Origin of the sequence: Lentzea sp. NPDC060358, assembly GCF_042725365.1 — a bacterium.
Lineage (GTDB): Bacteria > Actinomycetota > Actinomycetes > Mycobacteriales > Pseudonocardiaceae > Lentzea.
In genome coordinates, this window is sequence record NZ_JBHXCW010000020.1 from 17,159 (window position 1) to 42,758 (window position 25,600).

Here is a 25,600-nt window from a genome sequence, read left to right on the forward strand (position 1 = left end):
GGAGGGCGGCAGGTAAGTTGCCTCGTCATGCGAGCACTTCGCCGGTTCACCGTCCGAGCCAGCCTGCCGGAGCCCTTGTCCGCGCTGAGCACGCTCGCCACCAACCTGCGCTGGACGTGGCATCCGCCCACGCAGGACCTCTTCGCCTCGATCGACTCCCGTGTCTGGTCCGAGGTGGGTGGCGATCCGCTGCGCCTGCTCTCCGTCGTCGACGCGGGGAAACTGGAGTCACTCGCGGGAGACGAGCAGTTCCTGCTCAAGCTCCACGCGCTCGCGAGTGACCTGGAGCGCTACGTCGACGGTCCGCGCTGGTACCAACGCCGCCAGGACGAGATCGCCGGGCGCAGGGAGCACGGGGCCCCCGACACGCCGTTGCCCACCAGCGTCGCCTACTTCTCGATGGAGTTCGGCGTGCACGAGGCGCTGCCGAACTACTCGGGCGGTCTCGGCATCCTCGCCGGCGACCACCTCAAGGCGGCCTCCGACCTGGGCGTCCCGCTGATCGCGGTCGGCCTGCTCTACCGGTCCGGCTACTTCCGGCAGTCGCTGTCGCTCGACGGGTGGCAGATCGAGCACTACCCGGTCCTCGACCCGCGCGGGCTGCCGCTCGAGCTGCTGACCGAGCCGTCCGGGCTCCCGCTGCTCGTGCACGTGGCCATGCCGGGCGACCGGATGCTGCGCGCCAAGATCTGGAAGGCGCAGGTCGGGCGCATCCCGCTGCTGCTGCTCGACTCCGACGTGGAGCAGAACGACGACGACCTGCGCGGCGTCACCGACCGCCTCTACGGCGGCGACCAGAACCACCGCATCCGCCAGGAGATCCTCGCGGGCATCGGCGGCGTCCGGGCCGTCCGCACGTTCTGCGAGCTCACCGGGCACGCGCAGCCCGAGGTCTTCCACACCAACGAGGGCCACGCGGGCTTCCTCGGCCTCGAGCGGATCCGCGAGTACATCACCAACGACGGCCTCGACTTCGACCAGGCGCTCACGGCCGCCCGCGCCGGCGCCGTGTTCACCACGCACACGCCGGTGCCCGCCGGCATCGACCGGTTCCCGGTCGACCTGGTCCAGCACTACTTCGGTGCCGAGAACCTCGTCCCCGGCGTGAACACCCAGCGCATCCTCGCGCTCGGCGCCGAGGACAACCCCGGCATGTTCAACATGGCCCACATGGGCCTGCGGCTCGCCCAGCGCGCGAACGGCGTGTCCAAACTGCACGGTGAGGTCAGCCGGGACATGTTCCGCGGCCTCTGGCCGAGCTTCGACACCACCGAGGTGCCGATCGGCTCGGTCACCAACGGCGTGCACGGCCCGACGTGGGCGGCTGCCGAGATGGGCAAGCTGCTCGGGGAGTCCGAAGCGGGCAACGAGAGCGCCGGCCTCGGCATCGGCGCGTTCGAGCCGGTCACCGACGCCGGTCTGTGGGAGCTGCGCAGCACGTTGCGCGGCCGCCTGGTCACCGAGGTCCGGCGGCGGCTGCGCGAGTCGTGGCTGCAGCGCGGCGCGTCGGCGCTCGAGCTCGGCTGGACCGACTCGGTGTTCGACCCGGACGTGCTGACCGTGGGCTTCGCGCGGCGCGTGCCGACGTACAAGCGCCTCACGCTCATGCTGCGCGACCCGGAGCGGCTGCGGTCGCTGCTGCTGCACCCCGAACGGCCCGTGCAGCTCGTCGTCGCGGGCAAGTCGCACCCGGCCGACGACGGCGGCAAGGCGCTGATCCAGCAGATCGTGCGCTACGCCGACGACGCGGGCGTGCGCCACCGGATCGTGTTCCTGCCCGACTACGACATGTCGATGGCCCGGTACCTGTACTGGGGTTGCGACGTATGGCTGAACAACCCGATGCGTCCCCTCGAGGCGTGCGGCACGTCCGGCATGAAGTCGGCCCTGAACGGCGGCCTGAACCTGTCCATCCGGGACGGGTGGTGGGACGAGCTGTACGACGGCTCGAACGGCTGGGCCATCCCGACCGCGGACGGCGTCAACGACCCGGTCCGCCGCGACGACCTCGAGGCCAACGCCCTCTACGAGCTGCTCGGCTCGCAGGTCGCGCCGCTGTTCTACGACCGCGGCGAGGACGGCGTGCCGACCCGCTGGATGTCGATGGTCCGGCACACCCTGGCCTCCCTCGGCCCGGTCGTGCAGGCCTCGCGCATGGTCCGCGAGTACGTGGAGACCTACTACGCCCCGGCCGCCGCGTCCGCGCAGACCGTCGTGGGCGAGGGCTTCCACGGTGCCAAGGAGCTGTCCTCGTACCGGCACCGGCTGCGCGCGTCGTGGACGCGGGTGCGGGTGCTCGACAGCGACCTGGTGATCGGCGGCTCGTCCGTGCCCGTGCTGGGCGCGCCGGTCATCGTGCGGGCGCGGGTCGAGCTCGCGGGCCTGGAGCCGTCCGAAGTGGACGTCCAGGTCGTGCTCGGCAAGGTGTCGCACGACTCCGACGAGCTGCGGGACATCGTGACCGCGCCGCTGAACTACGCGGGCAACGGCAACTACGAGGCCGAGGTGCCGCTGCCGCACGCGGGAGCGCTCGGCTACACCGTGCGCGTGCTCCCGAGGCACGGCCTGCTGGCCTCCCCGGCGGAGCTCGGCAGGGTCGTGCTGGCCGGCTGACCGCTCTCGCGTCATTGACTCAGGGCATCCGGTTCGCCTTCGCAGGGCGGGCTGGATGCCCTGATGCGTTCGTCTTGCCCCTGCGCCGCTCACTGCTCGTGACCTGGTCCAGGCGTGTCACCGCCGGAAGTATTCCCTCAAACGAATGAGGCATTTTTCGGGCGGGTGAATTCCGAATTCCCGCTGGTAGTGATGCGTGTCCGGGCTTACGCTCGGATCCGTGGAATGAACCGCACCTGAATGCGACAGGGGAATTTCCGGTGCGGCTCCAGCGAATTGCGCATTCGTGCGCTGAGGAAGAAGGTAGCCGTGAAGAAGACGATTACCGCACTCTCGCTCGTAGCAGCTGTGTTCAGCATGTCCTCCGTTCCGGCCGCCAGCGCGGCGCCAACGGCACCACAACTCCCGGCGGCCTGCGCCGGACTCGTGCAGGACCTCAGCGGAAAGCTCAAGAAAACCGTCGGCAGTCTGCTGCCCGTGCCGAACGTCGGCGCGGTGACACCGATGGTCGGCGATCTGCTCGGACTCGTGACGGCGATGCAGAGTTCGGGTTGTCTGCCGACGCCGCCGGTGAGCCTGCCGAACCTGCCGGTGCCCGTGAAGTCCGCGGAGTACGCCGGTCCGGTCGACAAGTGCCTGCCGGTCGTGCTGAACCTGATCTCGGCGATCGCGGGTCTCGGTGGAACCGTCCTGGCGCTGGTCGGAGGCGGGCTGCCGGACATCGGCCGACTCACGACGCTGCTGACCACGCTGCTCAAGACGGTGACCGACCTGCTGACCAAGTGCGGTCTGCCGGTTCCTCCCGGTGGCCTGCCGACGCTGCCGGGCCTGCCCGGTCTGCCCGGCCTTCCGGGTCTGCCCGGCCTGCCGGGTCTGCCCGGCCTGCCGATCAAGGCCGGCTGATCCAGGACGAGGGGTGCTGAAGGGCCCGTCACCGGTCTCGGTGACGGGCCCTTCTCCGTGTGCGGTGCGTAGTATTCCGATCCGAGCGGAATAGACTCATGAGCTGCGCCGTCACCCGTTTGCCGCAGTCCTGGCAATTCGGTTAAACACACAATGGGGCGACAGATTCGTTTTCCGCCGGAAGTTGTGGTTAATCTTCAATTGCTCGATCCGCTGCTGCTCTAAGAACGGAATTCTGCAGATGATCAAGAAGGCAATCGTCCTCGGTGCCGCTGTCGTGGGCATGGGACTGTTCGCGTCGACCGCACACGCCGCTCCCGCCCAGAGCCGCGACGTGCTGGACACGCAGCTCATCGGCCCCATCTCCATCACGGCGTTGTCGCACAACCCGTGGACCCCCGGCAACGGCAACGTGAACGGATCGGGCAACCTCGGAGGCAACGGCAACAACATCGGGAACAACAACAACGGCGGTAACGGGAACAGCAACGGCGGCGACGGCAACAACGTCGGCGCGGGCAACACCGGTGGCAACGGGAACAACACCCCCGGCTTCCCCGGCTGACCCGGTTCCGCTCAGCTGATCTCCAACCGTGCGCGGGTCGCCGCCACCCGCGGACTCCAGCCCGCGAGCTCGTGAGGTTCGGCCGCGAGCTCGCGGGCTTTCGCGTTGTCGCCGTCCGCCATCCACGCCCGCGCGATGGTGATGAGGTCGTCGGCACGGCCCAGCGCGGTCTCGCTCGATTCGGCGGCGTACCCGGCGAGCTGCCGGGCCTTCGCGGTGTCACCCTCGATCAGCGCCATGACCGCCAGCGTCCCGTTGGCCCGGTGCTTCGGGTACCCGGCCTCGTAGGCGTTGCCGAGCATGCTCCGCGCCGTCTCGAGCCCCACCTCGGCGGGGAACTGCCCGGCCTCCACCGCCTGCACGGCGACCCCGGCCGTGGTGGCCATGACCAGCGCCAGCTCGCGCGTGCCGAGGTCCTGCCGCCCGTTCAGCCCGATGACGGTCTGCAACGCCTCGAGGTACCGCTCCCGCGCGCACGTCGTGACGACCTTGAGCCCGACCACGGTGAGCAGGTCGGGGTGGTCGAGCGCCAGCTCCTCGTGGATCCGCTCGGCCTCGTCGAGGTCGCCGCGGTGGTAGGCGTCCATGCCGGCCAGCACCCGCGGCCGCGCCTCGAGCTCGCCCAGCGGCCGCCCGGACAGCTTCGGCAGCCGGAAGACGAACCAGCCGAGGCTCGTGTTGCCGGGCTGCTCGACCGGCCAGAGCTGCACGAGGAAGCACGCCGTCGCCGCCAGCGCGAGCCCCTTGTCGAACGCCGAGCCGACGGCGAGCCACGTCAGTGCCACGACCACGGCGCAGAAGAGGATCGCGAACGCTCCGGTGAGGACGGTCCGCCGCCGCACCCCGGGCTTCAGCCCGGTGATGCCGATCGTGGCGAGCACGGGGATCTGGCGCAGCACGACCCGCCGGTGCGTCCAGGTCCACGACTTCAGCTCGCCGCCGACCCCGATGATCACGTGGGTGATCCGCAGTCCGAACAGGACCGCACCGAGCGCGAGCCCCGCCTGCGGGGCGGTCAGCGAGAGCAGCAGCCCGACGAACGCGCCGGTCAGGCCGAGGAGGAAGTCGGAGAGGGTCCAGGCGATCGTGCCGGCCACCACCAGGGCCGTCACGGTCCAGCGCACAACTGTCACGGTCTCCAGACGCTACCTGTGCGGGAGCGGTTCCACGGCGAGATGGGCGAACGGGCGGGCACCGGCTGAGACGGGCCGCGCGGGAGCACGAGCCGAGGTCGGCCACCGCCTGCCTACGGCCCGCCGCGCCTGCCCGTGCCCCGCCTGCCGCGCCATGCGGCACTGCCGCCGTGCCTGCCCGCCGCCCACACATCGCGGGCCCACCGCGCTCAATGGTCGTCGACCTGACGCCGTCGTCCCGCCACTCGCGCCGTCGTCCCGCAGCTCATCCGCTCCCGGCCCGCGCGCCGCCCGCGCCGGGACCGCCGCTGGCGACCCGCCGTCAGGCCGCCACCCGTCACACCACCGGCTGCGACCCGCCCGCCACCACCGGCAGCCCCGCCGCCCGCCACCCCCGGAACCCGCCCACCAGGTCGGTGGCGTTCGCCAGCCCGATCCGCTGCAGGTCCCGCGCCGCCAGCGACGACGCCCAGCCCTCGTTGCACACCACGACGACCGTCGTGTCCGCGGTGAACCCCGGCAGCCGCCAGTCGCCCGCCGGGTCGAGGCGCCACTCCAGCACGATCCGCTCCACCACCACCGAGTTCTCGATCTCGCCGTCGGCCAGCCGGTTGTGCGCGGGCCGGATGTCGACGACCAGCGCGTCCTCCCGCGCGTGCAGCTCGTGCGGTTCCAGGCGCGTCAGGTGCGACCGGGCTTCCTCGAGAATCGCGTCGACCTTGCTCACGGGCCCTCCTGGTCGGCCAGCTGCCGCAGCGCGGACAGGGGCAGGCGCTGCGCGGGCAGCGGCGGGATCGAGTCGGGGATGTCGTGCAGCGACGCGTACTCGCGGGTCGGCACCAGGGGCGGCGAGTACGCGTGGACGGTGGCGGCCGGGGCGCCGGAGGTGTTGCGCACCTGGTGCGCGCGGCCCGAGCCGAAGCCGAGCGCGTCGCCGGTCTCGCGCACGGCGGTGCGGATCGGGCCCGCCGGGTAGCGGTAGTCCTCGCGCAGGCTGCCGGTCAGCACGGTGAACGACCCGGCGGAGCCGCCGTGGTCGTGCGGCTCGGTGCCCTGGCCGGGCAGCCACGACAGCAGCCACAGCTCCACGCCCTCGGTCAGGCCGAGGCGCGCCCACCAGCGGCGTTCGGGCGTGTAGTCGAGGACGGACAACAGCCCGGTCGTGAGCTCGCTCGCCACGAACGAGGTGAGGTCGCGCAGCTCGCGCGGGGTCCACAGGGATCGGGACGGGTGGATCACGTCCCGCAGCAGCCGGCCGTCCAGCGCCGGGTGCAGGTCGAATTGGTCTTGTTCGGCAAACGTCGAGGTCACCGGCTCGCTCCTGGAGGCCACGTCGGTACGGGGCAGCGATCAAGACGCGACGCGGAACGCCAGGTCAGCGCATGCGTCGCGTCGAGCTACACCCGCACGACGCCACGAGCACGAGGTCGATCGCGCGGTCAGTCCAGGAGTAGACCAGCACGCCGTGATGGTGCCAGAGGACCTCGGAACGCGGCTAGAGCGTCCACCAGGTGATCAGCGCGGCACGCGGAGCAGCAGCAGCGAGCGCGCCTGGACCTCCACCTCCGCCCGCGGTGCCAGCGAACCGGGGTCCGGCGGCGAGCCGTCCGCCGTCGTCGTGTCGAGGAACGGCTCGAACGACGGCCCGTACCGCTCGGGCGGCAGCGTCACGGTGACCGCCTCCGCGCCCGCGTGCATCAGCAGCAGCCACGAGTCGTCCGACACCAGCTCGCCGCCGCGGGTGCGCGAGAGGCAGTTGGAGCCGTCGACGAACATGCCGAGCGTGCGGCGGCTCTCGTCGAACCAGTCGGTCTCGGCCATCTCGTGGCCGTCCGGCCGGAACCACACCAGGTCCGGGTTGCCGCTGGGCGTCGTGCGGCCTTCGAAGAACTCGGGCTGCCGCAGCGCGGGAGACGACGCGCGCAGGTCGATCAGCCGCTGGGTGAAGCCGAGCAGCGCCTTGCCCGCCTCGGTCTCCGTCCAGTCGACCCACGACACCGCGTTGTCGAGGCAGTAGGCGTTGTTGTTGCCGCCCTGGGTGCGCCACATCTCGTCGCCCGCCACCATCATCGGGGTGCCGGTGGACAGCAGCAGCGTGGCGAGCTGGTTGCGCGCCTGCTTCGTGCGCAGCGCCAGGATCTCCGGGTCGTCCGTCTCGCCCTCGGCGCCGCAGTTCCACGAACGGTTGTCGTTCGTGCCGTCGCGGTTCTGCTCGCCGTTCTCCTCGTTGTGCTTGTCGTTGTAGGACACCATGTCCCGCAGCGTGAAGCCGTCGTGCGCGGTGATGAAGTTGATCGACTGCCACGGCCGGCGCAGGTCGTCCGCGTACAGGTCGGACGAGCCGGACAACCGGTAGGCGAGGTCGCGCACGGAGGTGTGGCCGCGCCAGAAGTCGCGGACCGTGTCGCGGTAGCGGCCGTTCCACTCCGCCCACTGCACGCCGAAGTCGCCGACGCGGTAGCCGTCGCCCGTCGCGTCCCACGGCTCGGCGATCAGCTTCGCCCGGCACAGCACCGGGTCGGTCGTGATGGCCGTGAGCAGCGCCGAGTCGCGGTCGAAGAACCCGCCGCCCGGCCTGCCCATCGTGGAGGCGAGGTCGAACCGGAACCCGTCGACGCCCATCTCGTCCGCCCAGTACCGCAGCGAGTCGGTGACGAGCCTCACGACCTGGGGCGACCCGGCGTCGAGGGTGTTGCCGCAGCCGGTGATGTCGACCGTGCTGCCGCCACCCGCGTGCAGGTAGTAGCCCGGCGCGTCGAACCCGCGGAAGCTCAGCGTCGGCCCGTCCGGCCCGCCCTCGCAGGTGTGGTTGTAGACGACGTCGATCAGCACCTCGATGCCCGCCGCGTGCAGCGCGGCCACCATCGTGCGGAACTCCTGCACCTCGTTGCCCGGCTCGCTCGCGTAGCCGGGGTGCGGCGCGCAGTAGGCGAGCGGCGAGTAGCCCCAGTAGTTGACCGCACCCCTGCTGATCAGCGACGGCTCGTCCTGGAACGCCTGCACCGGCAGCAGCTCGACCGTCGTCACGCCCAGCCGCACCAGGTGCTCGACCGCCGCCGGGTGCGCGAGCCCGAGGTAGGTGCCGCGCAGCCGCTCGGGGATGCCGGGGTGGTTCTTCGTGAAGCCCTTGACGTGCATCTCGTAGATGACGGCCTCTTCGAACGGCACCTCGGGCTTCACGCCGGTGGCGGCGCCGCCCGGCGAGCTCACCACGGACAGCGGCACCGATCCCAGCGAGTCGACCGCCGACGGCGGCCCGTGCATCGGGTCGCCCACGTACCCGAGGGAGGCCTCCAGGTCGGTGATCCGGCCGGTGATCTGCCGCGCATACGGGTCGACCAACAGCTTCGCCGGGTTGCAGCGCAGCCCCCGGCCCGCGTCGTACGGGCCGTGCACGCGGTAGCCGTACCTCTGGCCGGGGGTGACGCCGGGCACGAGCCCGTGCCAGACGCCGAACGTCCGCTCGGTCAGCTCGACCCGTTTCTCGGACCCGTCCTCGCCGATCAGGCACACCTCGACCGCGTCGGCGACGTGGGACGTCACCGCGAAGCGGACACCGCCGGCCTCGGCGTGCGCCCCCAGCGGGAACGGACGGCCTGCCAGCACCTCGGACTCCGGACGAGTAGCCATGCCCCCGATCTTGGCATCTGACCCCGACGGAGAACTCGAGTGTTCACACAGGCGGCGCAGTGCCCCGGCCAGTCGTGTCGGACACCCCGATGGAGGACCCGCCGATGGTCGTTCGGAACAATGGAGCCGTGGCGGACGTCGACGTGACAGATCTGGTCGTGCACATGGCGGGCGTATCGGTCCGTCGAGGGAAGAACACGCTGGTCGGAAACATCGACTGGAGCGTGGAGCTGGACGAGCGCTGGGTGGTCCTCGGCCCGAACGGGGCGGGCAAGACCACGCTGCTGCGGCTCTCCAGCGCCGAACTGCACCCCACGAAGGGCAAGGTCCACCTCCTGGGCGAACGCCTGGGCAAGACCGACGTGCAGGAGCTCAAGCCCCGCATCGGCCTGTGCTCGGCGGCCCTCAACGGCCGCGTGCCCGCCGACGAGAAGGTCGTCGACCTGGTCGTCTCGGCCGGCTACGCGGTGCTCGGCCGCTGGCGCGAGGACTACGGCAAGCAGGACACCGACCGCGCCCGCGAGCTGCTCGGCACGCTCGGCATCGAGCACCTGGCCGACCGCCTCTACGGCACGCTGAGCGAGGGCGAGCGCAAGCGCACCCTGATCGCCCGCGCGCTGATGACCGACCCGGAGATGCTGCTGCTCGACGAGCCCGCCGCGGGTCTGGACCTGGGCGGCCGCGAGGACCTCGTGGCGAAGCTGTCCGAGCTCGCGATGGACCCGGACGCGCCCGCGATGGTGCTGGTCACGCACCACGTCGAGGAGATCCCGCCGGGCTTCACGCACGCGCTGCTGCTGCGCGAGGGCTCGGTCGTGGCGCAGGGCCTGCTGGAGGACACCCTCACCGAGGAGAACCTCTCCAAGACGTTCGGGCAGGACCTGGAGCTGCAGAAGGCGGGAGACCGCTTCTTCGCCCGCCGCAAGGTCTGAAAAGCTACCGCCGGGTAACGTGACACCGCTGTCGCGACGACTGATGGAGGCTGGTTTTGGCTGAGTTCGTGAGGCTCGAGGTCGAGGACGGGATCGGCACGATCCGCCTGGAGCGGCCGCCGATGAACGCCCTGAACCGGCAGGTGCAGACCGAGCTGCAGGCCGCCGCCAAGGAGGCCTCGGAGCGTTCCGACGTCTACGCGGTGATCGTCTACGGCGGCGAGAAGGTCTTCGCGGCCGGCGCCGACGTCAAGGAGTTCGCGCAGATCTCCCACGCCGAGATGACGCTGCGGGCCAAGGGGCTGTCGGACGCCCTCGGCGCGCTGTCGACCATCCCGAAGCCGACGGTCGCGGCCATCACCGGCTACGCGCTGGGCGGCGGCTTCGAGGTCGCGCTCGGCTGCGACCGCCGCATCACGGGCGACAACGCCAAGGTCGGCCAGCCCGAGATCCTGCTCGGCCTGATCCCCGGCGGTGGCGGCACGCAGCGCCTCGCCCGGTTGATCGGCCCGGCGAAGACCAAGGACCTGCTCTACACCGGCCGGTTCGTCGGCGCCCAGGAGGCGCTGGAGATCGGCATGGTCGACGAGGTCGTCGCACCCGACGACGTGTACGCGGCCGCGGTGCGCTGGGCGAAGCAGTTCGTCAACGGACCGGTGCTCGCCCTGGCGGCGACCAAGGCCGCCGTCGACGGCGGCCTCGACACCGACCTCGAGTCGGGCCTGAAGCTCGAGAGCCACCTCTTCGCGGCCCTGTTCGCGACCGAGGACAAGAAGGCGGGCGTGGAGTCGTTCATCGAGAACGGGCCCGGAAAGGCGAAGTTCAGTGGCAACTGATCCGGCACCCAACCCGCACGCGTCGGCCGAGCAGGTCGAGGCGGCCTACAAGGACACCAAGCTCGCGCAGGTGCTCTACCACGACTGGGAAGCGGGCACGTACGACGAGAAGTGGTCGATCTCGTACGACGAGCGCTGCATCACCTACGCGACGGACCGCTTCCGCGCCGCCGCCGGTGACGTGGGCCCGTACGAGCACGCGCTGGAACTGGGCTGCGGCACGGGTTTCTTCCTGCTGAACCTGATGCAGGGCGGCGTCGTCGAGAAGGGCTCGGTCACCGACCTCTCGCCCGGCATGGTCGAGGTGGCGCTGCGCAACGCCCAGAACCTCGGGCTGGACGTCGACGGCCGGGTCGCCGACGCCGAGCGCATCCCGTACGACGACGACACGTTCGACCTCGTCGTCGGCCACGCGGTGCTGCACCACATCCCGAACGTCGAGGACGCGATGCGCGAGGTGCTGCGCGTGCTGAAGCCGGGCGGCAAGTTCGTGTTCGCCGGCGACCCGACGAACATCGGCAACTTCTACGCCCGCAAGCTCGGCCAGGCCACGTGGTGGCTGACCACCAACGTCACCAAGGCCGTGCCGGTGCTGGGCTCGTGGCGCCGTCCGCAGGAGGAGCTCGACGAGTCCTCGCGCGCGGCCGCCCTGGAAGCCGTGGTCGACCTGCACACGTTCGACCCGGACCAGCTGGAGGCGACGGCCCGCCGCGCCGGTGCCGTCGGCGTCCACGCGGTGACCGACGAGCTGTCCGCCGCGTTGTTCGGCTGGCCGGTGCGCACGTTCGAGGCCGCCGTGCCGCGCGAGAAGCTGGGCTTCGGCTGGGCGATGTTCGCCTACCGCACCTGGCAGAACCTCTCGTGGGTCGACCAGAACGTGCTGTCGAAGGTCCTGCCGCGCGAGGTCTTCTACAACGTGTCGATCACCGGCAGGAAGTCTTCCTGAGTTGGGCTACGCGTTCACCTCGTCCGACGTGGCGTTCCTGCGCGGTGACGCCGGAGCCGCCGCGCTGGCCGAGGTGGACGCGTTGCCCTTCACCGACGCCTCGCGGCTGCACGACGTGGGCGTCGCCCGCAAACTGCTGGGGGAGTCGTTCGCCCCGGTCGTGGAAACCGTGCTGCTGCGCCGCCGCGCTTCGTCCAAACTGGACGGTGCCGCTTCCTGGCTCTTCACCGACGACGCTCTGCAGCAGGCCACCGCGTCCGCCGTCGCCCGGCACCGCGCGGCGCGGTTCGCCGGTCGTGACGTCCACGACGTGACGTGCTCGATCGGCGCGGACCTCTCCGCGCTGGCGTCGGTCGCCTCCCGGTGCCTGGGCTCGGACCTCGACCCGGTGCGGCTCGCCATGGCGCGCCACAACGTCCCGGGTCAGGCGGTCGTGCGGGCCGACGCGCTGCGGCCGGTCTCGCGCGCCTCGGCCGTCACCGCGGACCCGGCTCGCCGCGACTCCTCCGGCCGCCGCAAGTGGAACCCGTCGGACTTCGTGCCACCGCTGGACGAGCTCGCGGAGGTCTACGCGGGCGTCGACCTCGCGGTGAAGTGCGCTCCCGGCATCGACTTCGCCGTCGCGCCGTGGGCCGACGAGATCGAGGTCGTGTCGCTGGACGGCGCCGTCCGCGAGGCCTGCCTGTGGACGCGCGGCCTCGCCACGCCGGGGGTGTCCCGCCGCGCCTCGGTCCTGCACGGCTCCTCGTCCTGGACTCTCACCGACGCCGAACCCGACGACTGCCCCGTCGCCGCGCCGGGGGAGTGGATCATCGACCCGGACGGCGCCGTCGTGCGCGCGGGCCTGGTGCGCCACTACGCGGCCCGGCACGGCCTGTGGCAGCTCGACGAGCGCATCGCGTACCTGAGCGGGTCCGTGCCGCCGCCCGGCATCCGCGCGTTCCGCGTGCTCGAACACGGGCACTACACCGAGAAGTCCCTCAAGTCGTTGCTGAAGACCCGCGGAGTCGGCCGGCTGGAGATCCTGGTGCGCGGCCTCGACGTCGACCCGAACCCGTTGCGCAAGCGCCTCAAGCTCTCCGGTCCCGCCGAGGCCACCGTCGTGCTGACCCGCGTCGGCTCAAAGCCGTTCTTCCTGCTGTGCCAGGCTGAGCGCACCTAGCGCCAGGTCGAGCCGGGCCTCGTGGTGATCGGGCCGCAGCCGCTTGCCGTGCGTCAGCGTCGCGATCCCGTGCAGCGTGCTCCAGAACAGCTCGGTCAGCGTCTCCAGGTCCCGATCGCCCTTGACGGGGTCGACCGCCGCGACGAGCTCGCCGAACGCGTCGCGCAGCTCCTGGGGGATGTCGTCGGTGCCGAACGGGATGTCGACCCGCAGCACGAACATCGCGTCGTAGAGCGCCGGACGCTCCCGTGCGAACGCGAGGTACGCCTCGGCCGCGGCCCGCAGCCGTGACCCGCCTCGGGCCGGTCGCGCCTGGCGCAGCTGCCGCGCCAGCTCACCGGCGCCCTGGATCGCCACCGCGCGCACGATCGCGTCCTTGCCCTTGAAGTGGCTGTAGAGCACCGGCTGGCTGTACTCGACCTTGTCGGCGAGCCGGCGCGTGGTGACCGCGTCCCAGCCCTCCTCCTCGGCCAGCTCCCGAGCGGCGTCGATGATCAGCTGATGGCGTTCGGCCCGCTCGCGCTCACGCCGGTTCTGGATGCTCACCACCCGAATCTAGCACCGCTAGACATCCGAGCACAGCTTCTGTTAGCGTCGCTCCAGTAGCTAGCAACGCTAGATTTGTTCGGAGGAAGCAATGCGGTTCACCACGGTCATGGCCTCGCTCGTCGTGCTGGCGGGCTTCTACTTCGGCCTGAGCTACCTGCTGGCCGGCAACTGGGCGGCGGCGGGCTTCGGCATCGTCGACCCGGACGGCTACTACGTCGTGAAGGGCGTGCGCGACATCGCCTACGGCCTGACCGCGCTGATCCTGCTGCTGATGAAACAGCGGCGGGCACTGGGCTGGGTGGTCCTGGCCGACGCGATCATCCCGATCGGCGACTGCATGGCCGTGATCACCCACGGCGGCACGGTGGGCTACGCGCTCATGGTGCACGGCTCGGCGGCGGTGCTGGTGCTGTTCACGGCGTGGCTGCTGCTGCGGGAGAAGGCGCCCGCGCGGGCGGTGCAGGCCGAGCCCGTCCCGGCCGCGTGAGCGAGCGGCTCGGTGGGCGGGCGGCTCGTTGAGTGGGCGGCTTGGTGGGCGGGCGGCTCAGCGGGCGCGGCGGCTCAGTGGGCGCGGGTGAGCGAGACGCCAAGGCCTGCGGCCTCCGCGCTCCTCGGTGGTGGAGGCTGAGCCGGGCGGCTTTCCGCCGCGGCTGGTTCCGAGAACCCGCTTACCCCGCCTCGCTTACCCCGCCTCGCTCACCCCCACCCGGCTTTCTGTAGCCCGGCTCGGCTCGCTCCCGCTCTGCTCGCCTGGCCCTGCGCGCTTCCCGCCCGGCCCGCTCCCGCCCGACTCGGCTCGCGCTCGCCCTGCCCCGTCCGCCCTGCCCTGCTCGCCCCGCCTGGCTCGCCCCCGCCCGGCTCGGCCAGCCCCGCCCGGCCAGCCGCCAGCCCCGCCCGGCCAGCCCCGCCCGGCTCGCTCCCGCCCGACTCGGCTCGCTCCCGCCCCGCGCTCGCGCTGCCCCGCGCGCCCCGCCGTGCTTGTCCCCGCCCTGCTTGCTCCCGCCCGGCCCGGCTCGACCAGCCCCGCCTCGCTCGTCCTGCCCCACCCCGCCCGGCACACCCCGCCCGGCACACCCCGCCCGGCTCAGCGGGGCGCGGCCACCCCGGGCGACAGCGCCCGCACCGCCTGCGCCAGCCCCGAGTCCGTGATCTCGCGCAGCAGCAGCCCGGTCAGCACGTGGAACGCCCGGCTCACCTCGTCGGGCTGCGGGGACAGCACGAGCGTCCCGGCGAACTCGGAGGCGTCGGCGAGGTCGTCCAGCCCGCGTCCCTGCACCGCGTTGACGCCCTCGGCGAGGCAGCGCAACGACATCACGTGGTCGCGCATCCCGTTGACCATGTAGACGGCCTGCCACACCAGGCCCCGCGCGATCGACGACCGCGCGTGCAGCCCGTACAGCCACGCGAGCCCGACCAGTTCGGCGCGATCGGGCTGCGCGGACCGCGGCAGCGGGTTGGCCTCGCCGAAGAGCAGCCGGAACGCCGGCCCGGTCGCGCCGAACTCGGTGGAGGGCCAGAACGCGACGTCCACCTGCAACGACGAGCGCAGCAGGAACACCCGGAAGAGCACCGAACCGCGCCGCACGTCGACGTGCCCCACGGCGTCGCACGCGTACATCAACGCGGTCCAGTCGGTGATCACGGCGTCCAGGTCGCGGTCGACCGAGAGCGCGAAGTCGATGTCGGACCAGCGGTCTTCCTCGCCGAGGGCAGCCGAACCGGTCACCGCCGCCCCGACCACGCGCGGGTCGATCTCGGCGGCGTTGACGAGGTCGCGGTGCAGTTGCTCGCGTTCGGAAACCGAGAACACCGCCCCACTTTATTGGCCGCTGCTCGAAGAGCCGACGAAAGTGGCTCCTGTCACGTGCGGACAGGAGCCACTTCCGTCGTGCAGGAACGGACTAGCCCAGCGCCACCGCGAAGATGTGCATGTCGCCGTCCTCCGGCAGCACGACGGACGCCAGCGTCTTGCCCTCCGGCGCCGCGTACGTCTTCGTGGCGAAGATGTGCGTGGCCACCTTCTCGTTGCCGCCGCCGAGCTGGTTGCGGTACGGCGTGTTCGCGACGATCACGTTGCCGTAGCTCGGCGCCGCCCCGCCGCCGCCCAGCGTCCAGTCGCTGAACCCGATGTCCACCGACGCCGTGGTGCCGTCGGTGAACGTCACCGTGGCCGGCTTGGTGCGGGCGCCGTTCGCCGCCGAGCCGAGGAAGGCCAGGCGGGTGCCCGAGAGGGTCAGCGTCTGCTTCTGCGCGGTCGCGTTGTCGGCGCGGCCGGGAGGCGACGACGGCCAGGTGAACGTCAGGCCGTCGACGGTGCCCGTGCCGCCCGGCGGGAGGCCGGCCGCGGCCAGCGCCTCGCGCGAGTAGCTGTAGCCGCCGCCGTCGAAGTCGCCCTCACCGGTGGCGTCGGCGGAGGCGCCGACGTTGTTCACCGCGGCGAGCATGCTGCCCGCCGGCGCGACCTTCACCGTCTGCGGCAGGGCTACCGGCTTCGCGGCGCCCTCGACGGTCACCGTGACGGTGATGTCGTAGAAGCCCTGCGGGGTCGAGGCGTCCGCCGAGACCGTGAACTCACCCGGCACGCTGCCGCTCACCGGCGTGAACTCCAGCGCGTCCGAGCCGGTGATCGTGTACGTCGCCAACGGGTCGCCGTCGTAGAGCTTGACCGCGTTCACCTTCGCCGTCACGGACTTGCCCGGTTCGACGACGAGCTGGCGCGGTTCGACGGTCAGGAAGTACGGCTGGTCGTGCCTGATCGGCTGCTCGCCTTCGCGGAACGACGGGGGCGCGTCGGTCGCGCCCGTGCCCCAGGACGAGGGCGCCTTGCCGAGCACGAAGTCGAGCTTGCCGCCGCGTTCGACGAACGACTCGGGCAGCCAGGTCTTCGACGACGCGCGGCCGTCGACCTTCAGCGACTGCACGTACTTCGTCGCCGTGTTCGCCTGCGGGGCGGTGATCGTGATGTCCTTGCCGCCGCCGCGGTTGATCTTCACCGAGGTGAACAGCGGGCTGCTCAGCACGAGCTCCGCGCGCGACGGGACCTGCGGGTAGATGCCCATCGACGTGAAGACGAACCACGACGACATCGCGCCGAGGTCGTCGTTGCCGGGGATGCCGCCGGGGGCGTTCTTCCACAGCGTGGTGATGGTCTCCCGCAACGTCTCCTGCGTCTTGGCGGGCTTGCCCGTGTAGTTGTAGAGCCACGGGGCGTTCACCGACGGCTCGTTGTCCAGCTCGGACTTCGCCCCGCCCTTGCCCGTCAGGGCCCAGCTGCCGTCGGCGTTGTGGAAGAAGTCGTCGAGGCGCTTGGTGGCGCGGTCCCTGCCACCCAGCGACTCCACGAGCCCGGCGACGTTGTGCGGCACCATCCAGGTGTACTGGGCGCTGCTGCCCTCGACGAACCCGTTGCCGGTGTCGGGCGTGAAGTCCTTGACCCACGTGCCGTCGGCGTTGCGGTTGCGGATGTAGCCGCCGGTGCTGTCCGCGACCGGGTCGAAGTTGTTCTGCCACCACTGCGCGCGCTCGGCGAAGGTCTTGGCGACCTTCTTGTCGCCCGTGCGCCCGGCGAGCTGGCTGATCGCGAAGTCCGCCGCGGAGATCTCCAGGGTCTCCGCCGCGCCGCCCCACGCGTTCGACACGGCCGGCATGTACTTGTTCTGCAGGTACTTGTCGAGCGACGGCCGCTGGCCGACCGACATGACCGCCCAGCCGTCCTTGCTCAGGTCGAGCGGCGTGGGCACGGTCGCGGCCTTCACCAACGACTTGAGCGAGGACTTGAGGTCGTACCTGTCGCCGCCGAACGCGGAGATCGCGGCAAGCGCGATCGGTGCCGGGTCGCCGTTCATGACGTGCGTGCCGCCGGCGGCGTGCGTCCAGCGGTCCCAGACCCCGTTGTTCTGGTTGGCCTGGTTGAGCAGCGACTGCGCGATGTCCGAGCCGATCTGCGGCTCCAGCAGCGTGAGGAGCTGCAGCTGCGAGCGGTAGATGTCCCAGCCGGAGAACGTGCCGTACTGGGCCTTCTGCCGACTCTTGTCGATCTTGTGCACCTTGCCGTCGAAGCCGGCGTACTCGCCGTTGACGTCGCTGAAGAGGTTGGGGTGCAACAGCGAGTGGTACAGCGCGGTGTAGAACTTCGTCCGCTCGTCGTCGGTGCCGCCGCCGACCTCGATGCGCTTGAGCTGTTTCTGCCACGCGATGTAGGCGTTGTCGCGCATGTCCTCGATGGACTGGCCCTTGTTCTCGGCCTTGAGGTTCTGCTTGGCGTTGTCCAGGCTCACGTACGAGATGCCGACCTTGACGCCGACCTGGCTGCCGGGCGCGAAGCCCAGGTAGGCGCCGGAGCCCTTGCCCAGCACCGGCCAGCCGTTCGTGCCGTACGTCGTGCCGCCCTGAGCGCTGGTGCCACCGGGCGTGACAACGTTGTCCTGGTACGTGCCGACCTCGGTGAACGGCTGGTCGAACTCCGCGACGAAGTGCAGCGTGTAGTAGCTGCGGCGGCCGACCTGGTTGATGTAGCCGCAGAAGTTGCCGGACGTGACGCTGCCGGTGATCGTCCGCTTGTCCTTGTCGACCACGGTCTGCGCGTCGCTGGAGCCGACCTGCGACTTGGAGGTGTTGACGAGCACCGTCGCGGGCTTGTCGGCGGGGAAGCTGAACCGAGCGGCACCGGTGCGTTCGGTGGCGGTCAGCTCGGCCTTCGCGCCCGACTTGAGCGTCACGTCGTAGCGGCCGGGCTTGGCCACCTCGTCGGCGTGCGCGAACTCGCTCGCGTAGACGGCGTCGGTCGCGTCCGTGGTCGGCGACGTGGTGACGGTCCCGACGTGCGGGAAGATCGGGATGTCACCGCTGCCGCCCGCGCACCCCGTCCCGGACATGTGGGTGAGGCTGAAGCCGCGGATCTTCGTGGCGTCGTACCGGTACCCGCCGGGAGCCGCGGCGCGCAGGGTGTTGCCGCGCGAGGCCTCCGGGCTGAAGGAGAACATGCCGAACGGCACGACCGCGCCGGGGAAGGTGTTCCCGAGGTTGGTCGTGCCGATGAACGGGTTCACGTGTGCCGCCGGATCCGGCACCACCTGAACCTGGGGCTGAGCGGAGGCAGGGACCACTCCGAACGTCATGGCCACCGCCACCGCAGCTGTCGTGAGGACTCTTCGCTGCATGGTCGCGGACCCTACTTACCGTGCCCGCCCAACCCCAGAGTGTGAAGCCGTTTTGTCGTCAACCGGACAAGCGCTGCTCCATGAACGACCTCAGCGCGGGCCAATCGGTCTCCTCCGCGACCTCTACCTGGTGCTTTCCCTCGACGAGCGCGCCCTCGTCGTCGATGTCGAGCCCGTGGACGGCGAGCTGCAGCGTGCCGGGCACGATCGCCTCGGCCACCGCGACGGCGTCGTGGACGAGGATGCCCTCGTCCTGCCGGGAGTGGTTCTGCTCGCGGTGCCCGGCGAGGTAGGCCCGGTAGGTGCCGGTGAGACCGCTGAGCACCGGGTCGACCCGCGAGAGGAACTCGGTGTCGGCGACGCACCTCTGGGTGAGGTTGAGCGGCACGATGATCGGCCTGGCACGGCGGATCACCGTCTGGGCGGCCTTGGCGTCGGCCCAGAAGTTGAACTCGGCCCGCAGCGTCATGTTGCCGATCCCGAGCCCGCCGCCCATGACGACGAGCCGCGGGAACTCGACACCGGCCTCGATCGCCCTGGCGATGTTGGTGAGCGGCCCGATCGCGGCGACGACGGTGTCGGGCGTGATCGTGTCGGCGAAGAACCGCGTGGTGTCGTCCCCGGCGATCGGCCGCGGGTTCTCCGGCAACGTGAGCGCCTGCCCGCCGAGCCCGTCCTCGCCGTGCACGTCCGCCGCGCCACCCGTGCCGGCGCTGCCCCGGACCACGGGCACGTCGGTGCGCCCGAGGTGGGCGAGCAGCCGCAACGCGTTGGCGGTGGTGAGGTCGAGCCCGACGTTGCCGAACACCGTGGTCAGGCCCTTGAGCTCGACCTCGGGGCTGCGCGCGGCGAGCGCGATCGCGAACGCGTCGTCGACGCCGGGGTCGGTGTCGATGATGAGGGGAGTCGCCATGCGCCCCAGCCTGCCCGACCGCGCCGCGCATGTCCTGGTGGTGGTTCGTTCGCCCGACGCCAAGTTTCACTTGGATCAAAGCGGCCCCGCCTGGAGCCGCCATGAAGATCCAGTCCTACGCGCAGATCTTCACAGATCGAAAGCGCGTCGAACAGTTTCCACCTTGATCACCAATCGGCGATGATTCCCGGCGATTGGTTTGAAGTCATGCTTTCGGTAGAAAGCCGCCGCATTGTCGTTGATCGCATCGACGACAATGAGTCGACCTGATGCCACATTCGCGGCCTCGACGATCCGCGTCAGTGCATCGTGCAGTAGCTCGGCGCCATGCCCTTGGCCCTGGTGCTCTCGGTCGAGAGCGAGCTTGGCCAGCAAGTAGCCCGGTATTGGCGTGCTCAACCCACCCGCAAGGGAGGATGAGACGCCTTCCCTGGCGACCTGGTGGGGAGTGATCGCGTAGTAGGCGTAGACGCGATCACTCCCGACCTGTGTCCAGACGTAGGTCCTTGCTGTGCCGCGCTTTCCGGCATCAACGGCATGATTCCTGAGCCACTCGTCCAGCGCTGGAACGCCGCAGTCGAACTCAGAGAGTTCGTGCTGCCCGTCCAGTGCAGAAGAGGCCCAGTTCATCACTTGCGCACATACCCCCGATAACCCGAGTTGAGTTTGGCCAGGTTGGGCGCCTCGTCCGCCGTGTCGAGCGCAGCCATGAGCTCATCGAACTGCTCGGCGGGCATGATCGTCACGTCAGCGCGGGCAAGGACTTTGTCTGCCGCTTCGGTAGCGGCTTCCACGACGAACGAACTGGTTGACTGCTTGCTCAGCTCCGCAGCTCGCTCAACGCGAGCCTTGGCTTTCTGATCTAGCCTGACCTCCAGACGGGCTTCCTTGATCAACAATGCGGGTTCACCTCCAGTCGGCAACTGTGGCGCAGTCGTCGACAATGACACTGTGTCCCCCGAGTGTACGGCGTTTGTACGGAAGAGACTAGCCCAAGCATCTTGACCAGCGGTTTTGGATGTTGGCGAACCGGAGCGGAAGGCGCCTCGTTGCATTCCGACCGCAGGCGTGCCGATCTTGAGGACCCGCAACCAGAAAGCCCTGCTGGACAGCGCTCGCTGCCCCTTTACGAGCTTGAGGCGGCGGCCGTGAAGTGGGTGAGCCGCTTGAGTTCCTGGCCGTCAGAGGTCCAAAACCGACCAGATGCAGCGAAGAGGAAACCAGCAGGTCAGGACAAGGTCTGTCGATCGCGCCACAAGCCGAAAGCTAGAGTCTTCGGTCATGACTTCGATGTGGGGCGCGCCGGTGTGGACGCGCTGGGCCAGGTCGCGCCGCGACCCGATGCAGGCGCGCTTTCTCACCCTGGCCTCCCTGCGCTGGGTCCTGCGCCACCGCGCCTACACGCCGTGGTATCTGGTCCGCTACTGGCGGCTGCTCAAGTTCCGGCTGCTCAACCCCCACGTCGTGCTGCGCGGCATGGTGTTCTTCGGCAAGCGCGTCGACGTCATGGCCCGTCCCGGCTACGGGCGCCTCGAGATCGGGCGCTGGGTGCACATCGGCGACGGCAACGCCATCCGGTGCCACGAGGGGTCGTTGCGCATCGGCGACAAGGTCGTGTTCGGCAAGGACAACACGGTCAACTGCTACCTCGACATCGAGATCGGCGCGTCGTCGCTGGTGGCCGACTGGGTCTACATCTGCGACTTCGACCACAAGACCGAGGACATCACGCTGCCCATCAAGGACCAGGGCATCGTGAAGTCGCCGGTGCGGATCGGGCCGGACTGCTGGCTCGGCACCAAGGTGACGGTGCTGCGCGGCACGCGCGTCGGGCGCGGGTGCGTGCTCGGGGCGCACGCCGTCGTGCGCGGGGACGTGCCGGACTTCAAGATCGCCGTCGGCATGCCGGCCCGCGTGGTGCGGGACCGGCGGGCCGACTACGAGGCGGACGCGCAGCGGCGGGCGGACATCGCGGACATGGCCCGCAAGGCCAAGGAGGCACTGGCTAAGCGAGCGGAAGAAGCGTCGGACGCTTCGGCGTGAAGCCGTCGCCCGGTTGCCGGCCGATGAGCTTGTTGCGCGCCCGCGTGCAGGCGACCGGCAGCACCTGCTCGCGCAGCCACCGCCAGTGGTCCCGCAGCGACGACGGCGCGGCGGTCCCGTCCAGCGGCGCGAGCCACGCCGGGTCGAACGGGACGTCCAGCGCCGACAGCAGGTGTCCCGCCAGCCGGCGGTGCCCCAGCGACGACAGGTGCAGGCGGTCCGGCCCGAAGTAGCGCGAGTCGTGCACGCACGCGTCGGCTTCGACGTCCACCAGCACCGCGCCGTGCCGGTCCGCCGCGGCACGCATCGCCGAGTTCAGGGCCTGGATCCGCGGGCGCACTCGCCACCCGAACGGCATGCGGTGCGAGACATCGCTCAACGTGAACACGGCGACGGTGGGCGCGAACGACGTCACGGCGCGCACCAGGGCATCGGCGCGAGCGGAGATCTCCGCGGCGGAGGCGCCCGACATCACGTCGTTGCCGCCGCCGAACACCGCCACCAGGTCCGGTTCCAGCGCCGCGGCGGACGGCACCTGTTCCACCAGCATCTGGTCCAGGCGCCGGCCGCGCACGCCGAGGTTGGCGTAGCGGAAGCCGGGCGCGTCCAGCACGGACGCGACCCGGTCGGCCCAGCCGCGGTAGCGGCCGTCGGGCAGCAGGTCGTCCAGGCCCTCGGTGCAGCTGTCGCCGAGCGCCACGAAACGTTGGTACGTCATTCAGTCCTCGGTCACCTCGTGTTCACGGGACCGGCGACTGTAGCCGAGCTAGGTGAACAGGTTCCCGGTCGCGATCTTGGGCCGGCCGAGGACGCCCGGCTCCCGCACGCGAGCGGCCGCGTAGACGGACGCCGTGTCCTCGGCGATCGTCGCCCAGTTGAAGTCCGTGGCCAGGCGCGCTTTCGCGGCACGGGCGCGGGCGGCGGCCGACGCGGGGTCCGACAGCACGTCGCGCACGGCCCGCGCCAACCCGTCCACGTCACCGGGGGCGAACGACAGGCCCGTCACGCCGTCCAGCACGACCTCGCCGAGCCCGCCCGCGGTCGAGGCGACCAGCGGGGTCCCGGCGGCCGCGGCCTCCAAGGCCACGATGCCGAACGGTTCGTAGCGCGAGGGCAGCACGACCGCGTCGGCCGCCGTCAGCAACGCCGCCAGCGCGCGGTCGGAGAGGTGCCCGACGAACTCGACCGCGCGCAGCACGCGGTGCTTGCGCGCCTGTTCCCGCAACCACTCCGTCTGCGAGCCGCCGCCCGCCACGACGACGCGCGTGCCGCGGTGCGCCCGGCGGATCCGGGGGAGGGCGGCGATCAGGTCCTGGATGCCCTTCTCCCACTCGATGCGGCCGAAGAACAGCAGCAACGGGTCGCCGTGCGGCGAGTACGCGCGCTTCGCCGCGCCGACGTCCTTGGGGCGCACCTTCCAGCCGCCGGGCTCGATCCCGTTGTGCAGCACCGAAACCAGGTCGGTGTCCACGTCGAACAGGTGCGCCACCTCGCCCCGCATCGCCGACGAGCAGGTGATCAGCGCGTCGGCGCGGTTCGCGAGCCACCACTCCACCGAGTGCACCTGCTGGTTCAGCGGGTGCGACAGCCAGCCGGAGTGCCGGCCCGCCTCGGTCGCGTGGACCGTCGCCACCAGCGGCACGCCGAAGGCCTCCGCCAGCGCCACGGCCGGGTGCGCCACCAGCCAGTCGTGCGCGTGCACGACGTCCGGGCGCCACGCACCGAGAGCCAGTCCTGCGCGCGTCATCGCGTGGCCCATCGCGAGCGTCCACGCCAGCAGGTCCTTCTCGAACACGAAGTGCGCGGGGTCCTCGGCGACGCGGACCAGCCGCACGCCCTCGCTCACCACGTCGGTCGTCGGGTGCGTGACCGCGTCCGTGCCGGACGGCTGCCGACAGAGCACGACGACCTCGTGCCCCTGCGCGGCCAGCTGTGTCGCGAGCGCGTGGACGTGCCTGCCCAGCCCGCCGACCACCACCGGCGGGTACTCCCACGACAACATCAGCACGCGCATCCCGTTACCCCATTCCTCGCGCGTCCAGGTGCCCGAACGGGCCGTCCGCCGCGCGGAGCTCCGCCGCCCTCGCCCGTCCACGACCGCCGCGCGCCAGCGCCGCGAGCTCGCTGAAGCGGTCGCTGTGAATCTTCGCGCGGTACCGGGCGTAGTCGGCGGCCGAGTCCTTGGTGACCATGAAGGCCCAGTCGCTCGACAACGCCAGCAGCGCCTCGCGCACCGCCTGGTCCAGCACCGGGTCCCGCACGTCCGACGAGAAGTCGAGGCCCAGGAGCTCCTGCTGCACCGAGGAGTTCAGCGACACGATGTCGGCCACCTGCGCGCCGTCCCAGACGCGCCAGTCCTTGCCGCTGCCCCACGACGACGCGGGCAGCTCGACCGGCGCGCCCACGTGCCCGGCCTCGACCGCGCCGCGCAACGTCGTGACGCGGACACCCGCTTCCGGCAGCGCGCGCAGCACGGCTTCGAGCCACGACGGACCCTCGTGCCACCAGTGCCCGTACAGCTCGGTGTCGTACGCGGCCACGACCAGTCCGCCGTCGATCGCGCGCAACCGGCGCACGACCGTGTCCACGAAGTCCTCGACGTGGCGCGAGAGTGCTTCCCGCGCAAGCGAAGGGTCGTACGGCCGCTTGTCCTGCGGCGCGACGTTCTTGCCCGTCACCCGCGACGGCTTCAGTCCCGTCGGATGATCGAAAGTGTGAAAATCTCGATAGGCCGAATCACCCGGATAGCCGACCTTCGGCGACCAGACGCGGTACGAGACCTCGAGATCGCGGCCGAAAGCCAGCACGTCCGACGATCCCACGGGGTGCGCGGCCGAGGTGTCGCCGTGCAGCGCGGGCCCGTCGACCATGAACCGCCGCACGCCCGCCGCCGCGTAGCCGGCCTCCATGCCGGGCGAGTAACCGCACTCCGGTGCCCAGATCCCCTCCGGGGCGCGGCCGATGCGCAGCGCGGTGTCCTCGAGGCCGGTCCGCAGTGCGAACGACCGCACGCGCGGGTCCAGCAGCGGCTGGAACGGGTGCGTCGCCGGACCGCCGAGCAGTTCGATCGTCGAGGAGTCCACAAGGGACCTCAGGACCGGCGAGAAGCCGTGCCGCCAGTGGGTTTCGAACTGCTCCAGCGCCCAGGACGACGCGCGGTGCTCGTACGCCGAGAGCTCCGGCAGGCGTTCGCCCGCGTACTGCGCGCGCAGGTGCCAGTTGCCCAGCCAGTCGTGCGCACCTCGTAGCGAGTACGGGTCGTCGAGCTGCGCGGCGAGCACCGGCGTGATGCCGAGCGTGAGGACGTCGGAGCGGCCCTCGTCGGCGAAGCGGCGCAGCATGTCCACGACGGGCAGGTACGAGTGCGCCCACGCCTGGTAGAGCCACTCCTCGCCGACCGGCCACGTGCCGTGGTGCGCGAGCCAGGGCAGGTGGCTGTGCAGGACCAGGCAGAACGTGCCCTCCGAGGGCTTCGGTGTGCTCACCCGCGCACCGCCACGGCCACCAGGTCCAGGCACGTGTCCATGTCGTCGGACGTGATGTCGAAGTCCCGCACCGTCACCGACTCCACCGCCTCCTTCAGCTCGGCGGGCCACGGCGCACCGGACAGGGCGACTTCGACCTGTGCGTCGATGATCTGTCCGTTGAGGAGCGTGTCAAGTCTCGGCCCGTGCCGCAGCCCCGTCAGTTCGTCAACGCGGAAACCAGCCCCCCGCAGCATCTCGTCCAGTTCGGACGGTGCGAGCTCCCTGGTGTGGAACGGGTTCAGCGGCGTGTCCTGCCCCGGCGAGAACGTGAGCCTGTTCGGCGTCGTCACGATGAGCGTCCCGCCGGGACGCAGCACGCGCCGGCACTCGGCGAGGAACCCCTCCTGGTCCCACAGGTGCTCGATGACCTGCAGGTTCGCCACCACGTCGACGCTGCCGTCGCGCAGCGGCAACGCCGCGAGGTTGCCGCGCAGGACGTCGAGCTCCGGGTACGCGCGGGCGACGTGCCGGGACGTCAGCTCGTCGTAGTCCAGTGCGACGACTCTCCGCGCGACCGTGCGGATCAGCTGGGCGCCGTAGCCCTCGCCGCAGCCGGCCTCCAGCACCACGGCATCGGCGCAGCGGCCGAGCAGGTGCAGGTAGGCCGCTTCGTGGCGCCGGAACCAGTAGTTCTCTTCCGCGATACCGGGCACCGTGCGTTCGCCGGTCAGGGGGAGGGTCACGCCCGC

23 protein-coding genes are annotated in these 25,600 nt (G+C 70.9%); 9 read left to right on the forward strand and 14 right to left on the reverse strand.

Going from position 1 to position 25,600, the window contains the following annotated elements:
- Positions 1–27: 27 nt before the first annotated feature.
- From glgP to ACFWGZ_RS06765, 3 genes are all read left to right on the forward strand, one after another.
- Positions 28–2,613, forward strand: a complete 2,586-nt coding sequence (gene glgP, locus ACFWGZ_RS06755; protein WP_382450495.1) for an alpha-glucan family phosphorylase — start codon at positions 28–30, stop codon at positions 2,611–2,613.
- Between the two features lie 309 nt (positions 2,614–2,922).
- A complete protein-coding gene (locus tag ACFWGZ_RS06760) occupies positions 2,923–3,516 on the forward strand; it encodes a hypothetical protein (RefSeq protein ID WP_382450496.1) in 594 nt (197 codons plus the stop codon).
- A 241-nt stretch (positions 3,517–3,757) separates the two neighbouring features.
- Positions 3,758–4,081, forward strand: a complete 324-nt coding sequence (locus tag ACFWGZ_RS06765; RefSeq protein WP_382450497.1) for a hypothetical protein — start codon at positions 3,758–3,760, stop codon at positions 4,079–4,081.
- 11 nt (positions 4,082–4,092) lie between these two features.
- Here ACFWGZ_RS06765 and ACFWGZ_RS06770 read toward each other — a convergent pair whose 3' ends face one another.
- The 4 genes from ACFWGZ_RS06770 to glgX all read right to left on the reverse strand — a co-directional run bounded on the left by ACFWGZ_RS06770 (position 4,093) and on the right by glgX (position 8,844).
- Positions 4,093–5,214 carry a hypothetical protein gene (locus ACFWGZ_RS06770; protein ID WP_382450498.1) on the reverse strand — a complete coding sequence of 374 codons (1,122 nt, stop codon included), beginning with the start codon at positions 5,212–5,214 and terminating at the stop codon, positions 4,093–4,095.
- Positions 5,215–5,551: 337 nt separating this feature from the next.
- A complete protein-coding gene (locus tag ACFWGZ_RS06775) occupies positions 5,552–5,941 on the reverse strand; it encodes a rhodanese-like domain-containing protein (protein ID WP_382450499.1) in 390 nt (129 codons plus the stop codon).
- On the reverse strand, positions 5,938–6,525 hold the full coding sequence (locus ACFWGZ_RS06780) for a cysteine dioxygenase (RefSeq protein ID WP_382450500.1): 588 nt from the start codon (positions 6,523–6,525) through the stop codon (positions 5,938–5,940). Before ACFWGZ_RS06780 ends, ACFWGZ_RS06775 begins: the two co-directional genes overlap by 4 nt.
- A gap of 204 nt (positions 6,526–6,729) precedes the next feature.
- A complete protein-coding gene (gene glgX, locus ACFWGZ_RS06785; RefSeq protein ID WP_382450501.1) occupies positions 6,730–8,844 on the reverse strand; it encodes a glycogen debranching protein GlgX in 2,115 nt (704 codons plus the stop codon).
- A gap of 104 nt (positions 8,845–8,948) precedes the next feature.
- Here glgX and ACFWGZ_RS06790 point away from each other — a divergent pair, with 104 nt between their 5' ends.
- Genes ACFWGZ_RS06790 through ACFWGZ_RS06805 form a run of 4 tightly spaced genes read left to right on the forward strand, consistent with a single transcriptional unit; the run spans position 8,949 to position 12,720 of the window.
- On the forward strand, positions 8,949–9,776 hold the full coding sequence (locus ACFWGZ_RS06790) for an ABC transporter ATP-binding protein (protein ID WP_382450502.1): 828 nt from the start codon (positions 8,949–8,951) through the stop codon (positions 9,774–9,776).
- A 56-nt stretch (positions 9,777–9,832) separates the two neighbouring features.
- Positions 9,833–10,612, forward strand: a complete 780-nt coding sequence (locus ACFWGZ_RS06795; protein ID WP_382450503.1) for an enoyl-CoA hydratase/isomerase family protein — start codon at positions 9,833–9,835, stop codon at positions 10,610–10,612.
- Positions 10,602–11,558: a class I SAM-dependent methyltransferase gene (locus ACFWGZ_RS06800; protein WP_382450504.1), complete on the forward strand. Its 957-nt coding sequence runs from the start codon at positions 10,602–10,604 to the stop codon at positions 11,556–11,558. The genes ACFWGZ_RS06795 and ACFWGZ_RS06800 overlap by 11 nt, the downstream gene beginning before the upstream one ends.
- Position 11,559: 1 nt before the next feature.
- Positions 11,560–12,720, forward strand: a complete 1,161-nt coding sequence (locus ACFWGZ_RS06805) for a class I SAM-dependent methyltransferase (protein WP_382450505.1) — start codon at positions 11,560–11,562, stop codon at positions 12,718–12,720.
- Here ACFWGZ_RS06805 and ACFWGZ_RS06810 read toward each other — a convergent pair.
- The gene (locus tag ACFWGZ_RS06810) at positions 12,679–13,266 is read right to left on the reverse strand and encodes a TetR/AcrR family transcriptional regulator (RefSeq protein ID WP_382450506.1); all 588 of its coding nucleotides are present in this window, start codon (positions 13,264–13,266) and stop codon (positions 12,679–12,681) included. The two genes, ACFWGZ_RS06805 and ACFWGZ_RS06810, sit on opposite strands and share 42 nt — an antisense overlap.
- 91 nt (positions 13,267–13,357) lie before the next feature.
- On the opposite strand from ACFWGZ_RS06810, the gene ACFWGZ_RS06815 reads away from it, so the two are divergent.
- Entirely contained in the window at positions 13,358–13,756 is a 399-nt protein-coding gene (locus tag ACFWGZ_RS06815) for a DUF4267 domain-containing protein (RefSeq protein ID WP_382450507.1), read from the forward strand.
- A gap of 597 nt (positions 13,757–14,353) precedes the next feature.
- Here ACFWGZ_RS06815 and ACFWGZ_RS06820 read toward each other — a convergent pair.
- From ACFWGZ_RS06820 to ACFWGZ_RS06840, 5 genes are all read right to left on the reverse strand, one after another.
- Positions 14,354–15,079, reverse strand: a complete 726-nt coding sequence (locus ACFWGZ_RS06820; protein WP_382450508.1) for a nucleotidyltransferase domain-containing protein — start codon at positions 15,077–15,079, stop codon at positions 14,354–14,356.
- A gap of 91 nt (positions 15,080–15,170) precedes the next feature.
- Positions 15,171–18,428, reverse strand: a complete 3,258-nt coding sequence (locus ACFWGZ_RS06825; RefSeq protein WP_382450509.1) for a GH92 family glycosyl hydrolase — start codon at positions 18,426–18,428, stop codon at positions 15,171–15,173.
- Positions 18,429–18,486: 58 nt separating this feature from the next.
- Complete coding sequence (locus ACFWGZ_RS06830; RefSeq protein WP_382450510.1) at positions 18,487–19,341, reverse strand: nucleoside hydrolase; 855 nt, start codon at positions 19,339–19,341, stop codon at positions 18,487–18,489.
- Between the two features lie 129 nt (positions 19,342–19,470).
- Positions 19,471–19,971 (reverse strand): GNAT family N-acetyltransferase, encoded by a 501-nt coding sequence (locus ACFWGZ_RS06835; protein WP_382450536.1) that lies wholly within the window; start codon positions 19,969–19,971, stop codon positions 19,471–19,473.
- On the reverse strand, positions 19,971–20,237 hold the full coding sequence (locus ACFWGZ_RS06840; protein ID WP_382450511.1) for a DUF1778 domain-containing protein: 267 nt from the start codon (positions 20,235–20,237) through the stop codon (positions 19,971–19,973). Before ACFWGZ_RS06840 ends, ACFWGZ_RS06835 begins: the two co-directional genes overlap by 1 nt.
- Positions 20,238–20,622: 385 nt before the next feature.
- Between ACFWGZ_RS06840 and ACFWGZ_RS06845 the strand changes: the two genes are divergently transcribed.
- On the forward strand, positions 20,623–21,384 hold the full coding sequence (locus ACFWGZ_RS06845; protein WP_382450512.1) for an acyltransferase: 762 nt from the start codon (positions 20,623–20,625) through the stop codon (positions 21,382–21,384).
- Here ACFWGZ_RS06845 and ACFWGZ_RS06850 read toward each other — a convergent pair.
- From ACFWGZ_RS06850 to ACFWGZ_RS06865, 4 genes are read right to left on the reverse strand one after another with little or no spacing between them, the layout of a single operon-like run.
- Positions 21,347–22,102, reverse strand: coding sequence for an SGNH/GDSL hydrolase family protein (locus ACFWGZ_RS06850; protein ID WP_382450513.1), 756 nt, complete (start codon positions 22,100–22,102; stop codon positions 21,347–21,349). The genes ACFWGZ_RS06845 and ACFWGZ_RS06850 overlap by 38 nt on opposite strands.
- Before the next feature lie 48 nt (positions 22,103–22,150).
- Positions 22,151–23,398 (reverse strand): glycosyltransferase family 4 protein, encoded by a 1,248-nt coding sequence (locus ACFWGZ_RS06855; RefSeq protein WP_382450514.1) that lies wholly within the window; start codon positions 23,396–23,398, stop codon positions 22,151–22,153.
- A gap of 4 nt (positions 23,399–23,402) precedes the next feature.
- On the reverse strand, positions 23,403–24,869 hold the full coding sequence (locus ACFWGZ_RS06860; RefSeq protein WP_382450515.1) for a 1,4-alpha-glucan branching protein domain-containing protein: 1,467 nt from the start codon (positions 24,867–24,869) through the stop codon (positions 23,403–23,405).
- Positions 24,866–25,594, reverse strand: a complete 729-nt coding sequence (locus ACFWGZ_RS06865) for a class I SAM-dependent methyltransferase (protein ID WP_382450516.1) — start codon at positions 25,592–25,594, stop codon at positions 24,866–24,868. Before ACFWGZ_RS06865 ends, ACFWGZ_RS06860 begins: the two co-directional genes overlap by 4 nt.
- Positions 25,595–25,600: the final 6 nt, after the last annotated feature.

Bases quoted from the DNA above. Each gene is read 5' to 3' on its own strand.
- ACFWGZ_RS06815 (WP_382450507.1), top strand. From the start codon at position 13,358: ATGCGGTTCACCACGGTCATGGCCTCGCTCGTCGTGCTGGCGGGCTTC.
- ACFWGZ_RS06830 (WP_382450510.1), bottom strand. From the start codon at position 19,341: ATGGCGACTCCCCTCATCATCGACACCGACCCCGGCGTCGACGACGCG.
- glgP (WP_382450495.1), top strand. From the start codon at position 28: ATGCGAGCACTTCGCCGGTTCACCGTCCGAGCCAGCCTGCCGGAGCCC.
- ACFWGZ_RS06850 (WP_382450513.1), bottom strand. From the start codon at position 22,102: ATGACGTACCAACGTTTCGTGGCGCTCGGCGACAGCTGCACCGAGGGC.
- ACFWGZ_RS06790 (WP_382450502.1), top strand. From the start codon at position 8,949: ATGGTCGTTCGGAACAATGGAGCCGTGGCGGACGTCGACGTGACAGAT.
- ACFWGZ_RS06855 (WP_382450514.1), bottom strand. From the start codon at position 23,398: ATGCGCGTGCTGATGTTGTCGTGGGAGTACCCGCCGGTGGTGGTCGGC.
- ACFWGZ_RS06845 (WP_382450512.1), top strand. From the start codon at position 20,623: ATGACTTCGATGTGGGGCGCGCCGGTGTGGACGCGCTGGGCCAGGTCG.
- ACFWGZ_RS06765 (WP_382450497.1), top strand. From the start codon at position 3,758: ATGATCAAGAAGGCAATCGTCCTCGGTGCCGCTGTCGTGGGCATGGGA.
- glgX (WP_382450501.1), bottom strand. From the start codon at position 8,844: ATGGCTACTCGTCCGGAGTCCGAGGTGCTGGCAGGCCGTCCGTTCCCG.
- ACFWGZ_RS06835 (WP_382450536.1), bottom strand. From the start codon at position 19,971: ATGAACTGGGCCTCTTCTGCACTGGACGGGCAGCACGAACTCTCTGAG.
- ACFWGZ_RS06825 (WP_382450509.1), bottom strand. From the start codon at position 18,428: ATGCAGCGAAGAGTCCTCACGACAGCTGCGGTGGCGGTGGCCATGACG.